The organism is Caballeronia telluris (assembly GCF_001544495.1).
Classification (GTDB): domain Bacteria; phylum Pseudomonadota; class Gammaproteobacteria; order Burkholderiales; family Burkholderiaceae; genus Caballeronia; species Caballeronia telluris.
Genome location: NZ_FCNZ02000017.1, coordinates 134,575 through 147,616, shown reverse-complemented (window position 1 = coordinate 147,616; position 13,042 = coordinate 134,575). Strand labels below are relative to the sequence as shown.

The 13,042-nt window shown below is 64.7% G+C and carries 14 protein-coding genes and 1 pseudogene; 2 read left to right on the top strand and 13 right to left on the bottom strand.

The features are described from left to right. Nucleotides 1-202, top strand: a pseudogene (locus AWB66_RS34420) (IS4 family transposase); the annotation flags it as partial. Nucleotides 203-256: 54 nt separating this feature from the next. On the opposite strand, the gene rlmD reads toward AWB66_RS34420, so the two are convergent. From rlmD to surE, 6 genes are all read right to left on the bottom strand, one after another. Next, complete coding sequence (gene rlmD, locus AWB66_RS21745) at nucleotides 257-1,669, bottom strand: 23S rRNA (uracil(1939)-C(5))-methyltransferase RlmD (RefSeq protein WP_087632235.1); 1,413 nt, start codon at nucleotides 1,667-1,669, stop codon at nucleotides 257-259. Nucleotides 1,670-1,748: 79 nt separating this feature from the next. Then, nucleotides 1,749-2,525 (bottom strand): 3'-5' exonuclease, encoded by a 777-nt coding sequence (locus AWB66_RS21740; RefSeq protein ID WP_087632234.1) that lies wholly within the window; start codon nucleotides 2,523-2,525, stop codon nucleotides 1,749-1,751. 6 nt (nucleotides 2,526-2,531) lie between these two features. Beyond that, the gene (gene rpoS, locus AWB66_RS21735; RefSeq protein WP_087632233.1) at nucleotides 2,532-3,635 is read right to left on the bottom strand and encodes an RNA polymerase sigma factor RpoS; all 1,104 of its coding nucleotides are present in this window, start codon (nucleotides 3,633-3,635) and stop codon (nucleotides 2,532-2,534) included. Nucleotides 3,636-3,649: 14 nt separating this feature from the next. Next, the gene (locus AWB66_RS21730) at nucleotides 3,650-4,615 is read right to left on the bottom strand and encodes a peptidoglycan DD-metalloendopeptidase family protein (protein WP_087632232.1); all 966 of its coding nucleotides are present in this window, start codon (nucleotides 4,613-4,615) and stop codon (nucleotides 3,650-3,652) included. Between the two features lie 5 nt (nucleotides 4,616-4,620). After that, complete coding sequence (locus AWB66_RS21725) at nucleotides 4,621-5,718, bottom strand: protein-L-isoaspartate(D-aspartate) O-methyltransferase (protein WP_087632249.1); 1,098 nt, start codon at nucleotides 5,716-5,718, stop codon at nucleotides 4,621-4,623. Further along, complete coding sequence (gene surE, locus AWB66_RS21720; protein WP_087632248.1) at nucleotides 5,715-6,473, bottom strand: 5'/3'-nucleotidase SurE; 759 nt, start codon at nucleotides 6,471-6,473, stop codon at nucleotides 5,715-5,717. The genes AWB66_RS21725 and surE overlap by 4 nt, the downstream gene beginning before the upstream one ends. 96 nt (nucleotides 6,474-6,569) lie before the next feature. Between surE and AWB66_RS21715 the strand changes: the two genes are divergently transcribed. Beyond that, complete coding sequence (locus AWB66_RS21715) at nucleotides 6,570-7,544, top strand: NADPH:quinone oxidoreductase family protein (protein WP_087632231.1); 975 nt, start codon at nucleotides 6,570-6,572, stop codon at nucleotides 7,542-7,544. A 136-nt stretch (nucleotides 7,545-7,680) separates the two neighbouring features. Here the strand turns inward: AWB66_RS21715 and AWB66_RS21710 are convergent, their stop codons facing one another. Genes AWB66_RS21710 through AWB66_RS21680 form a run of 7 tightly spaced genes read right to left on the bottom strand, consistent with a single transcriptional unit; the run spans nucleotide 7,681 to nucleotide 12,917 of the window. Continuing rightward, nucleotides 7,681-8,505, bottom strand: coding sequence for an ABC transporter permease (locus AWB66_RS21710; protein ID WP_087632230.1), 825 nt, complete (start codon nucleotides 8,503-8,505; stop codon nucleotides 7,681-7,683). Nucleotides 8,506-8,533: 28 nt separating this feature from the next. Further along, nucleotides 8,534-9,358 carry an ABC transporter ATP-binding protein gene (locus AWB66_RS21705; protein WP_087632247.1) on the bottom strand — a complete coding sequence of 275 codons (825 nt, stop codon included), beginning with the start codon at nucleotides 9,356-9,358 and terminating at the stop codon, nucleotides 8,534-8,536. A 5-nt stretch (nucleotides 9,359-9,363) separates the two neighbouring features. Beyond that, nucleotides 9,364-10,401, bottom strand: a complete 1,038-nt coding sequence (locus tag AWB66_RS21700) for an ABC transporter substrate-binding protein (RefSeq protein ID WP_087632229.1) — start codon at nucleotides 10,399-10,401, stop codon at nucleotides 9,364-9,366. Nucleotides 10,402-10,458: 57 nt separating this feature from the next. Beyond that, nucleotides 10,459-11,664 (bottom strand): CaiB/BaiF CoA transferase family protein, encoded by a 1,206-nt coding sequence (locus tag AWB66_RS21695; protein ID WP_087632228.1) that lies wholly within the window; start codon nucleotides 11,662-11,664, stop codon nucleotides 10,459-10,461. A gap of 38 nt (nucleotides 11,665-11,702) precedes the next feature. Further along, complete coding sequence (locus AWB66_RS21690; protein ID WP_087632227.1) at nucleotides 11,703-11,927, bottom strand: DUF1653 domain-containing protein; 225 nt, start codon at nucleotides 11,925-11,927, stop codon at nucleotides 11,703-11,705. Between the two features lie 26 nt (nucleotides 11,928-11,953). Beyond that, nucleotides 11,954-12,550 (bottom strand): recombination mediator RecR, encoded by a 597-nt coding sequence (gene recR / locus AWB66_RS21685; RefSeq protein ID WP_087632226.1) that lies wholly within the window; start codon nucleotides 12,548-12,550, stop codon nucleotides 11,954-11,956. Nucleotides 12,551-12,590: 40 nt separating this feature from the next. Then, nucleotides 12,591-12,917, bottom strand: a complete 327-nt coding sequence (locus tag AWB66_RS21680; RefSeq protein WP_062636957.1) for a YbaB/EbfC family nucleoid-associated protein — start codon at nucleotides 12,915-12,917, stop codon at nucleotides 12,591-12,593. Nucleotides 12,918-13,042: the final 125 nt, after the last annotated feature.

The window sequence follows — 13,042 nt, the reverse complement described above, 5'->3', positions numbered from 1 at the left end:
CGCGTTCCATACCATTCAGTACGAACTGACATGGGCAGCGGTGACGCGCTCGTACGGCAAACTGCCTGCGTTGCTCACCCGCTTGCGCGAGCGGCTCAAGCAGCTCCTCAATGAGAAACGGCCCGGGCGCAGTTGCGCTCGAGCCGTCAAATCGCGACCGTTTCGTTATACCGTTCGTGTCCTCAAACGAGACCTTAACTGAACGGCATTAGGCCCTCGGGCCGTTTTTTTTACGTCTGCGCGAATCGAAAGCGCCTTAATCCCGCTCGAAAAGCGCGATCGATTCGACGTGCGACGTGTGCGGAAACATGTTCACGACGCCCGCGCCCTTCATCCGGTAGCCCGCTTCGTGCACGAGCAGTCCGGCATCGCGCGCAAGCGTCGACGGGCTGCACGACACGTACACGATCCGCTTCGGCAACGGTCCGTCGCCGCTCTGCGCGATGTCGGCGAGCGCCTTCACGATCGCCAGCGCGCCCTCGCGCGGCGGATCGATCAGGAATTTGTCGAACGCGCCGAGCGCGCGCATGTCGTCGGCGGTGACTTCGAACAGGTTGCGGCACGCGAACGACGTATGCGCATCGACACCGTTCGCCTTCGCGTTTTCCAGCGCACGCGTCGTGAGCGCCTCGCTGCCCTCGATGCCGACCACCTCCCGCGACACGCGCGCGAGAGGCAGCGTGAAATTGCCGATGCCGCAAAAAAGATCGAGAACGCGATCGGTTTTCGCCGGCGCGAGCAGGCTCAACGCGCGGCTGACCAGCACGCGGTTGATCTGGTGATTCACCTGCGTGAAATCGGTCGGCTTGAACGGCATGCGGATATTGAATTCTGGCAGCGTGTAAGCCAGTTCCTTGTCGAGCGGATAGAACGGATAGACGGTGTCCGGGCCCTTCGGCTGCAGCCAGAACTGTACGCCGTGCTCGTCGGCGAAGGTGCGCAGGAGCGCCTCGTCGGCCTCGGTGAGCGGTTCGAGGATACGCAGCACGAGCGCCGTCACGTCCGACCCGACCGCGAGCTCGATCTGCGGCATCCGCTCGCGGATCGACAGCCCCGCCACCAGATGCCGCAGCGGCACGAGCATCGCGGAAACGTGCGGCGGCAGGACTTCGCAGCTCGTCATGTCGGCGACGTAGCTGCTCTTCCTTTCGTGGAAGCCGACCAGCACGCCGCCCTTTTTCTCGACGTACCGCACGGTCAGCCGCGCGCGATAGCGATACCCCCACGACGGCCCGTGGATCGGCCGGAACATGGTTTCCGCGCGCAGCTTGCTCAGGTGCTGAAGATTGTCTTCGAGCACGCGCTGCTTCACGGCAATTTGTGCGCGCACGTCGAGATGCTGCATCGAACAGCCGCCGCAGGTGCCGAAAAACGGGCACTTCGGCTTCGTGCGGATCACGCTTTCGCGCAGCACGTCGACAACTTGCGCTTGCTCGAAACTCGGTTTCTTGCGATAGCTGGAATATGTGACGCGCTCGCCGGGCAGCGCGCCTTCGACAAAAATCACCTTGCCCGGCTCGCCGTCCTCGTTGACGGTACGCCCGACGCCGCGCGCATCCATGTCGAGCGAATCGATTTCGATGGCGGGCGCGACGGACGAAAGATCGGCGACGACGTTTCGGGCCGGCGCGGCGCGGCGGCGATGCGGTTTTCGAGCGGCTTCAGACACCTGCGTACTTCCTGACTGACATGACAAAGGCGAGATTGTAGACGAACGTCGCAGCGCGGCAGGCCAAAACGGCCGACCGTCAGCGTCCGAACGCGGCCAGATATTCGGCCCAGTGCGGCGCGGGTTCGAGCGCGAGCGCGTTCTTCACGAAATTGATCTCGTCGGCGTACTCGTCGGGCGAAAAACCACCGCGCATCAGCTGGAACCGGCAGTACATCAGGTACGTATTGACGACGTCCGTCTCGCAATAAGCGCGGATTTCGTCGATCCGGCCGGCGCAGTACGCCTCCCACACCTTGCCGCCGTCCATTCCGAGCTTGCCCGGAAAACCGCAGAGCTTCGCGAGCGCATCGAGCGGCGCGTTCGCGCGCGCCTGGTACATCGCGAGGACGTCCATCAGGTCGGTATGGCGCGTGTGGTAGCGGCTCAGGTAGTTGTTGAACTTGAACTCGCGGTCGTCCTGGCCGGCGTCCCAGTAGCGCGACGCCGTGACGCCATGCACCAGTGCACGGTAATGGAGCACGGGCAGATCGAACCCGCCGCCGTTCCACGAGACGAGCTGCGGCGTGTACTTCTCGATCACGCGAAAGAACGACTGGATCAGCGACGCTTCCGGATCCTGCGGCGTGCCGAGCGAGCGCACCCGAAAGCCGGTGTTGTCGCGAAACACGCAGGAAATCGCCGCGATACGTTGCAGATGATGCGGCAGGAAGTCGTTGCCGACGCGCTCGCGGCGCGCGGCAAAGGCAAATTCGGCGACTTCGGCGTCGGAGAGGTCGGCGGGCAGATCTTCGAGACGGCGAATACCGTCGACATCGGGAATCGTCTCGATGTCGAAAACGAGGATGGGAGTCATCGAATGCTAGAGCACGGCGTCCTTGCGCACGCCGTTGGAAGCGAAAAAGCGCTTGAGCCGCACGAGCGCCTCTTGCTGGATCTGGCGCACACGCTCGCGCGTGAGGCCCATTTCGTCGGCGAGTTCTTCGAGCGTCGCCGGTTCGATGTGATTCAGTCCGAACCGGCGCTCGATCACATGCCGATGCTTGTCCGACAATCGCGACAGCCACAAGCGCGTGAGCGTCTCCAGTTCGCGGTGCTGCACTTCGGCGTCGGGCGACTGGCTCTGGTCGTCGGACAAGAGGTCGAGCAGGCTCGAACCCGGATCGAGGTCGAGCGGCGCGTCGAGCGACGCGGTGTGTTCGTTCAGCGCGAGGATGTCGGTGACTTCCTCGGGCGTCTTGCCGGTCAGGTACGCGATGTCGTCGATGCTCGCGTCGCGGCGGTCCGGCGCGATCGCCGTGTTCGAATTCGCGGAATTCTTTTCCAGATGACGCTTGGCGCGCAGCACCTGATTCAACTCGCGAATCACGTGCACCGGCAAGCGCACCGTGCGCGCCTGATTCATGATGGCGCGCTCGATGCTCTGGCGAATCCACCAGGTGGCGTAGGTCGAAAAGCGAAAACCGCGCGTCGGATCGAATTTTTCGATCGCGTGCATGAGACCGAGATTGCCCTCCTCGATCAAATCGAGCAGCGGCACGCCGCGATTCAGATAACCCTTCGCGATACTCACGACGAGCCGCAGATTGCGCTCGATCATCACCTGGCGCGCCTCGAATTCGCCCGCCTTCGCGAGCCGCGAATAACGCTGCTCTTCCTCGACCGTCAAAAGCGGCTTGACGCTGATCCGATTCAGATAATGCTGGATGGTGTCGGCGGTGAGTTCCGCCTGCAAAATCGAGCGGAAATCGTCGGCGTCGGGCGCGGAATCGTTTGCGGCATCGATCGTGTCTTTAGTGCGTATGCCGGATTCACCGGATTCGTCGTCGGCGGCGTCGATTTCGACGTCGACCGTTTCGGTATCTTCTTCGTCATGGCTCGAAGCACCGTCTTCCACCGACACTTGCATAGGTCGGCTGATCGACTCAGTCTCGGCTTGAGGGAGGCGGCGCTTCGTTTTAGGCATGATGGTTTCGCTTTTTATTGCGGCGGCAAATATTTCAGCGGGTCGACAGGTTTGCCCTGCCGGCGGACTTCGAAATGCAACATCACGCGATCCGAATCGCTATTACCCATCTCAGCGATTTTCTGCCCTTTTGTCACCGCGTCACCCTCTTTTACCATCAAAGCGCGGTTATGTGCATATGCCGTGAGAAAAGTCGCATCGTGCTTGATGATAATGAGATTACCGTAACCGCGCAGCCCATTTCCGGAGTAGACCACGCGTCCGTCTGCCGACGCATTCACCGGGTCGCCCGGCGCACCGCCGATGTTCAAGCCCTTGTTCTTCGCGTCGTCGAACGTGCCGATGATCGGGCCGCGCACCGGCCAGATGAACGCCGGCTGCGTCGCCGGCGCCGTGGCCGCGTTGTTGTCGATGCCGGCCATGCCCGCCGCCGCGCCCGCGCCGACGCCCGGCGCCATCCCCGGCGCCGTCCCCATGCCCGAGGCCGAGCCGTACACCGGCGGCGCCGCGGTCGTTCCGGTCGTCACGCCCGGTTGCGGCGTGCCGTACGTCGAATTGTTGAGCGGCTGCGCCAGCACGGCGCCACCCGCGATCGGCGCCGTCGACACGCCCGGCGTCGTTGCGGCGAGATTCGCTCCCGGCGGCGCCACCCGAACCAGCTGACCGACTTCGATCTGGTTCGGATTGGTCATGTTGTTCCATGCCGCGATATCACGATAATTCTGACCGTTTTCCAGTGCTATCCGATATAGGGTGTCGCCCGGTTTCACACGGACATAGCCGGGCGGCGGCGGCCCGTTTTGCGCCGCCTGCGCCGCTTCGGTCGACAGCGGCGCGCCGGTCCGGTCGACGACCGGCGCCTGCTCCATCCGCGTCGCACAGGCTGCCAGCATGGACAGCGCGAGGATGCACACGCCGCGCTCGACCGCCGTCCGGCGGACCAACACGCTCCCTTCTCGCACAAAACGCAACATACTCATCGGTGTCAAATCACTCCGGATTTTAAGGGTACAAAGAAAACTCGATCGAGCTGGGACTTCCGCCACTGCGTCGGCGATACGCGCTCGACGAGTGTCAGCACCTGCGACTGCGCGTCCTGCGAGCCGACCGGCGCGACGAGCCTGCCACCGACCGCCAGTTGCTCGAGCAGCGCCTGCGGCACGTCGAGCCCCGCGCACGCGATCACGATCGCATCGAACGGCGCTGCCGGCGGCAGGCCGAGGCGGCCGTCGCCGTAATGCAGGCGGATGTTCGGCACGCGCAGCGGGCGCAGATTGAGCTTCGCGCGCTCCGACAGCGGGCGCACCCGCTCGATCGAATAAACCTCCGTTGCGACCTGCGACAGCACTGCCGCCTGATAGCCGCAGCCGGTGCCGATCTCGAGCACCTTCGCGAGCGAGCGGCCCGCCGCGACGAGCTCGATCATGCGCGCGACCACCGATGGCTTCGAGATGGTCTGATGATGGCCGATCGGCAACGCCGCGTCTTCATAGGCCTGCGCGGCTAGTCCGGGATCGACGAACATATGGCGCGGGACGACTGACATCGCGTTGAGCACCCGCGCATCGGCGATGCCGTTCACGCGCAGCCTTTCGACCATGCGCTCGCGAACCCGTTCCGAGGTCAGCGCGTACGCCGTGTTCAGCGCGACATTCGGTGCGCCGCGCTTCACGTTGACCGTGCTCGCGGTCGCTTCGCGATGCTCGTTCTGGCGCGGCGCCGCGCGCAATGCGCCCGGCAAGTGATGCGCGACGGCGCTGGAAACCTTTGGGCTGGCCGGTGCCGCAGGCGCGACGGTTCGCAGCGTCGTCCTGGCCGCGACGACCGACACGGGATTCGCGGTTCTCGGCACAACCGGCTTGGCCGGTTTGACCGCGGCCTGAACAGCGACGACCGGCTTGCCGGCACGGCTTTTCTGCGTCGCGGAATTTACCGCGCCGATGCCCGGCACCGATCGCAGCGCACCGCTCGCGGCTGTCGCGGCCTTGGCGCGCGCTTCGTTCGGCCGGGCGCCCGGCTTCTTCGGCTCGCGGACGAGATCGGCGAGCGCGAGCGGGAAGCGCTTCGCGCGCTCGTCGGTCATGAGCGATGGCTCCCGGCGCGCGCCCATTCGCGCGTGTCCGACAAGAGCTTCGTATGCGTGAGGTCGAGTTGCAGCGGCGTAATCGACACGTGGCCGTTGGCGACGGCGTGGAAATCGGTACCTTCGCTCGCATCGAGCGCATCGCCCGACGGCCCGATCCAGTAGATCGGGTTGCCGCGCGGATCGGTCTGGCGGATCACCGGCTGTGACGGATGACGTTTGCCGAGCCGCGTAACCTGCCATTCGCCCATCTGCTCGTAAGGCAGGCTCGGAATGTTCACGTTCAACAGCGGATGACCGGGCATCGGATGCTCTAGAAAATGCGCGACGATTTCCGCGGCGACGCGCGCGGCCGCATCGAGATGCAGCCAGTCGCGCCCGACGAGCGAAAACGCGATGGCCGGAATGCCGAACATGAAGCCTTCGGTGGCGGCGGCGACGGTGCCCGAATAAAGCGTGTCCTCGCCGACGTTCTGGCCGTTGTTGATTCCCGACACGACGAGGTCTGGCTTGTTGTCGAGCATCCCGGTGAGCGCGATGTGAACCGAGTCGGTGGGCGTGCCGTTCACGTAGTAAAAGCCGTTGGCCGCCTGATGGATGCTGAGCGGCCGCGAAAGCGTGAGCGAGTTCGACGCGCCGCTGCAGTTCTGCTCCGGCGCCATCACGGTGAGCTCGCCGAGCGGACACAGGGCGTCGTGCAGCACGTTGATGCCGCGCGCCAGATAACCGTCGTCGTTGCTGAGTAGGATTCGCATCCGACGATTGTAACCGAGGAAAGATGGCACGCGGACGACGGCCGGAGCCATGCTCTACACTGATGCGCGACGTCTTGAACTCAATCAGGAGAGAGAATGCGCGCCGTTCGATGCAACCAGTACGGACCCCCGGAAGCCCTTTCCATCGAGACCTTGCCCGACCTGCATCCTGACGCGGGCGAAGTCGTGATCGACGTGAAAGCCGCGAGCGTGAACTTCCCCGACGTGCTCATCATCCAGAACAAATATCAGTTCAAGCCGCCACTGCCGTTCACGCCGGGCGCCGAACTCGCGGGCATCGTGCGCGAAGTCGGTGCGGGCGTGACGCAGTTCGCGCCCGGCATGCGCGTCGCCGCCTACACCGCGCAGGGCGCGTTCGCCGAGCAGGCAGTGGCGAGCGCGTCGTCGTGCGTGGCGTTGCCGGACGACGTCGATCTCGCCCATGCCGCGGCGTTCTCGCTCGCTTACGGCACGTCGTATCACGCGGTCGTCGACCGGGCAGCGCTCAAGGCCGGCGAGACCATGCTCGTGCTCGGCGCCGCGGGCGGCGTCGGCCTCGCGGCGGTGCAGATCGGCAAGGCTCTGGGCGCGCGGGTGATCGCGGCGGCATCGAGCGAGCAGAAGCTCGCGCTGTGCACCGAAAACGGCGCCGACGCGACCATCGACTATGCGCATGAGGACCTGCGCGAACGCATCAAGGCGCTGACGGACGGCCGCGGCCCCGACGTGATCTTCGATCCGGTCGGCGGCAGCTACGCGGAACCGGCGTTTCGCAGCATCGCGTGGCGCGGGCGCTATCTCGTGATCGGCTTCGCCAACGGCGAGATTCCGAAGCTGCCGCTCAATCTCGTGCTTCTGAAAGGCGCGAGCATCGTCGGCGTGTTCTGGGGCGAGCACATGAAGCGCGAGGCGGAGCTCGCCCACGAAGGCTTCGAGCGGATGATCGGCTGGATCAGGGAAGGCAGGCTGCTGCCGCACGTGTCGAAACGCTACTCGCTCGACGAAACCCCGCAAGCGCTCGAAGACATGGCGAACCGGCGCGTCACCGGGAAAGTGGTCATCGTGCCGTGAGTGCGTCCTGACCGTATTGCCGGTGCGCTGCGTGGTCCGCAGGCAGGCCCGATGCCGGCGAAACCGCTTGACGGGCTTGGAAAAAAAGGCGCGCCCGGGAATCAGCGCGCCGTTTTTCAATCTGGCATCAAGCGCTTCACAACTTTTCGGTCTCTCCGGTCTTCGGCTGCCATTTCATCAGCCGCCGCTCGACCAGCGCGACGATGCCGTCGAGCACCAGCGCGAACGCCGTGAGCACGAGAATCCCGGCGAAGACGGTGTTGATGTCGAAGGTGCCTTCGGCCTGCAGGATCAGATAGCCGACGCCGCGCGCCGAGCCGAGATACTCGCCGACCACCGAGCCGACGAACGCTAGTCCGACCGACGTATGCAAGCTCGAAAACACCCAGCTCGTTGCGCTCGGCAGATAGACGTGCTGCAGCAGTTGCTTGCGGTTCGCGCCGAGCATGCGCGCGTTCGCGAGCACGACCGGGCTCACTTCCTTCACGCCCTGATAGACGTTGAAGAACACGATGAAGAACACGAGCGTGACGCCCAGCGCGACCTTCGACCAGATGCCGAGCCCGAACCAGACCGCGAAGATCGGCGCGAGAATCACGCGCGGCATCGAGTTCGCGGCCTTGATGTACGGATCGAGCAGCGCGCTCATCATGGGCGCGAGCGCGAGCCACAGCCCGACGCCCAGTCCCAACACCGTCCCGATCACGAACGCGAGCACGGTTTCGATCAGCGTCACCCACAGGTGAACGTAGATTTCACCGGTCGTGAACCATTCCCAGATGCGCAAGAGCACCTTCTGCGGCTCGCCGAAGAAGAACGCGGCCTTGCTGTTGTCGTCGAAATAAAACGCGGGAAGGAGCGTCGGGCTCGTGAGCACGTACCAGAGCACGAAGCACAACACGAGCAGCAGCCACTGCCACACCGCCAGATTTGCGCGATTCGGGCGCAATTTGTTCCACATGATCTTGTTCCGCCTTCGCGGCGTTTGGTTAGACGGCGGTGAGCTGCTGCTGATAGCCCTTTAAAACCTCTTCGCGCAGCACGCCCCAGATTTGCGCGTGCAGTTCGACAAAGCGCGGATGCGAGCGGATTTCGGCGACGTCGCGCGGACGCGGCAGGTCGATCGCGAATTCGCCGATCGGATGCGTGCCCGGCCCCGCCGACAGCACGACGACGCGATCGGACATCGAGATCGCTTCGTCCAGATCGTGCGTGATGAAGAGCACGGCCTTGCGCTTCGCGGCCCAGAGATCAAGCAGCTCGTTTTCCATCAGCTGGCGCGTCTGGATGTCGAGGGCGGAGAACGGTTCGTCCATCAGAATGATGTCCGGATCGAGGATCAGCGTCTGCGCCATGCCGACGCGCTTTCGCATGCCGCCCGACAACTGGTGCGGATAGCGATCGCCGAAGCCGCCGAGACCCACGCGCTTTAACCACTCCTCGCCGCGCTCGCGCGCCTCGTCTTTCGGCACGCCGCGAAACGAGAGGCCCGCCGTGACGTTGTCGAGCGCCGAGCGCCACGGCATCAGCGCTTCGGCCTGGAACATGTAGCCGGCGCGCTTGTTGATGCCGTCGAGCTTTTCGCCGAACACCGTCACCGCGCCCGACGACGGCTGCAACAACCCCGCGCCGACGTTGAGCAGCGTGGATTTGCCGCAGCCCGTCGGCCCGACGACCGATACGAACTCGCCCGGCGCGATGCGAAGCGTCGTGTCCTTCACGGCGGTGTAGCGCGCCGCGCGGTTTTCGCGCGACGCGAACGTGCAGGTGATGTTTTCCAGCGCGAGCGCGTAGCCTTGAGCAGAAGCTTGCATCGGCGTCACGCCTTGACCGTCGAGAGCGCCTTCTTCACGAAGTCGTTGGTCCACGTTTTCGACAGATCGATCGGCTTGCCCTTCACCGTCTGGTCGAACGCCTGGAGCGTCTTGAGCGAGGTCGCGGGTCCGTCGGCGGGCATCAGGCCGTCCGGCGACATCGCTTCCTTCACGTGCTGCCAGGAATCGAGGTAGAGCGCGCGGTCGCCGAGCAGGAAGCCTTCGGGCACCGTCGCGATCAGCTCGGAGCCGGAAGCCGTCTGCAGCCACTTCAGCGCGCGGACCATCGCGTTGGTGAGCGCCTGCGTGGTGTTCGGATTCTTCGTGATGAAGCTCTGCGACGCGTAGAGGCACCCCGCCGGCATGTTGCCGCCGAAGACGGTCTTCGTGTCGGCGAGCGTGCGCGTGTCCGACACGATGCGGATGTCGCCCGCGCGATCGAGCTTGGTCATCACCGGATCGAGGTTCGCGATCGCGTCGATCTGGCCGGACTGCAGCGCGGCGATCGCGCCCGCGCCCGCGCCGACGCCGATGAACGAGACGTCGCTCGCCGTGAGCCCCGCCTTCGCGAGCACGTAGCTCGCCATGATCGACGTCGACGAACCGGGCGCCGTCACGCCGATTTTCTTGCCCTTCAGGTCGGCGACGGACTTGAAGTTCGGCATCGCCTTCTTCGATACCGCGAGCACGATCTGCGGCGCGCGTCCCTGCAGCACGAACTCGCGGAAATACTGGTTCTTCGCCTGCAGGAGCAGCGTGTGCTCGAACGCGCCGGAGACGACATCGGCGCTGCCGCCGACCGCCGCCTGCAACGCCTTCGCGCCGCCGGCGAAGTCGGCGATCTCGACTTCGAGCCCTTCATCCTTGAAGTAGTTGCGGCGCTCCGCGATGGTGAGCGGCAGGTAATAGAACAGATTCTTGCCGCCGACCGCGATCGACACCTTGGACTGCTCCGGCTTCGCCTGCCCGAAGGCGAGCGGCGCGCCCGACAATGCACTACCTGCGAGCACGACACCGCTCGCCACGAACGTTCTGCGTTTCATCGACTTCCATCTCCGGTCTTGTGTTCTTGTCAGCGGACGCGCCTTCCAGCCAGGTGCCTAGATCACCTTCGCGGCCCGCAGTCTCAAAATATCGTCAGGATGATACCCGAGCGACTGAAGGACTTCATCCGTGTGTTCACCGAGTTGCGGCCCGAGCCAGCGCGTCTCGCCGGGCGTCTCCGAGAGCTTCGGCGTCACGTTCGGCAGCGTGATCTCGCGGCCGTCCTGCCACGGAAACCGCTGCAGCATCTGGCGCGCGATGTACTGCGGATCGGTGAACATGTCCGCGACGCTGAAGATGCGCCCCGCCGGCACGTCGACGGCATTGAGCACCGCGAGCGCCTCGTCGATGCTGCGCGTCGCGAGCCAGGCGGCGATCGCGTCGTCGATTTCCTGCGTGCGCGGCACGCGGCCGTCGTTCGAGACGAGCGCGGGATCGTTCGCGAGATCGTCGCGCTCGATGGCATGCATCAGGCGCTTGAAGATCGGATCGCTGTTGCCGCCGATCACGATGCTGCCGTCGCGGCACGGATACGTGTTCGACGGCACGATGCCCGGCAGCGACGCGCCCGTGCGTTCGCGCACGAGGCCGTACACGCCGTACTCCGGCACGACGCTCTCCATCATGTTGAAGACGGCTTCGTACAGTGCGACGTCGACCACTTGTCCCTTGCCGCCGTTCGCCTTCTTGTGGTGCAGCGCCATCAGCGCGCCGATCACGCCGTGCAGCGCCGCGATCGAATCGCCGATGGAAATGCCGATGCGCGGCGGCGGCAAGTCCGGATAACCCGTGATGTGCCGCAGGCCGCCCATCGACTCCGCAATTGCGCCGAAGCCCGGCCGGTCGCGATAGGGGCCGGTCTGCCCGTAGCCCGAGAGGCGTACCATCACGAGCCCGGGATTCTCCGCCGACAGCACTTCATACCCGAGCCCGAGCTTTTCGAGCAGCCCCGGCCGGAAATTCTCGACGACGATATCCGCTTCCTTCGCGAGCCGGCGGACGATCTCCTTGCCCTCCTCGGCCTTGAGGTTCACGGTCACGGACTTTTTGTTGCGCGCCTGCACGGCCCACCAGAGCGAGGTCCCGCCGACTTCCGGATAGAGCTTGCGCCACTTGCGCAGCGGATCGCCGCCGTTCGGATCTTCGATCTTGATGACGTCCGCGCCGAATTCGCCCATGAAGCGCGCGGCAAAGGGGCCCGCGATCAGCGTGCCGAGTTCCAGCACCTTGACGCCGGCAAGCGGCCCGGTCGATGTGCTCATGGTGTCGTCTCCGATTTTGTTGTTCTGACGCGCCCGGACTAGAGCGGGATGTCGAGCGCCGTAAAGCGCGGCGTGCCGTCCGCGAGCGTGCCGTTGAACATCTCGGCCGGCCGCACCCAGAGGCCGCGTTCATGCGGCCACAGGTGTTCGTAGACGATCATCGGTTCTTCTGTCTCCGAATGCCGCGCCACGCCGATCACGCGATACAGCCCGCCCTTGTAATGCCGGTGCGTGGCGAGCGCCCTGGCCTCTTCTTCCGTCATATGCAATGTTCCCGCTGTTCTTGTTCCTATACCGAGCGCCGGTCGAGCATCGCGCGCGCGATGGTTCCGGCGTCCACATATTCGAGTTCCCCGCCCACCGGCACGCCGCGAGCGAGCCGCGTCACCTTCAGGCCCTTCGACTTCAAGGTCTGCGCGAGATAGTGCGCGGTCGCCTCGCCTTCATTCGTGAAGTTGGTGGCAAGCACGACTTCCTCGACGACGCCATCGTTCGCGCGGCCGATCAGCCGGTCGAAGTGGATCTCCTTCGGGCCGATGCCGTCGAGCGGGCTCAGATGGCCCATCAGCACGAAATAGAGCCCCCGATACGTGAGCGTCTGTTCGAGCATGACCTGGTCGGCGGGCGTCTCGACGACGCACAGGAGCGCGGGATCGCGCTCGGCATCGCTGCACACTTCGCAGATCGCCGCCTCGGTGAACGTGTTGCACTTCTCGCAGTGCTTCAGGTGCTCCGTCGCGAAGACGAGCGAGCGCCCGAGCTTCTCGGCGCCCGCGCGGTCGTGCTGCATCAGGTGGTAGGCCATGCGCTGCGCCGACTTCGGGCCGACGCCGGGCAGCGCCCGCAACGCTTCGACGAGCGCCGACAAGGCAGAAGGCTGTTTCATGTTTCCTTGCGTAATCCCTGTGTTCGACGAGCGCAGGCGATCAGAACGGCATCTTGAAGCCCGGGGGCATCGGCATACCGGCCGTCATGCCGCTCATTTTTTCCTGCGTGGTGGCTTCGGCCTTGCGCACGGCGTCGTTGAAGGCGGCGGCGACGAGGTCTTCGAGCATGTCCTTGTCGTCGGCGAGCAGGCTCGGGTCGATCTGCACGCGGCGCACGTCGTTCTTGCAGGTCATCGTCACCTTGACGAGGCCCGCGCCCGACTGCCCTTCCACTTCGATCAGCGCGAGCTGGTCCTGCATCTTCTTCATGTTTTCCTGCATCTGCTGGGCCTGCTTCATCAGCCCGGCGAGTTGATTCTTCATCATGATGTGGCTCCTTGCCTGGAAATCGCTTGAATGTGAAAGCGGTGCGAATGATCGGCGCACGCGTGAGCGTCAGGTGCGCCTTGATCGTCCGATGCTGCGTGTTCGTTACTGCGGGGCGCGTCGAT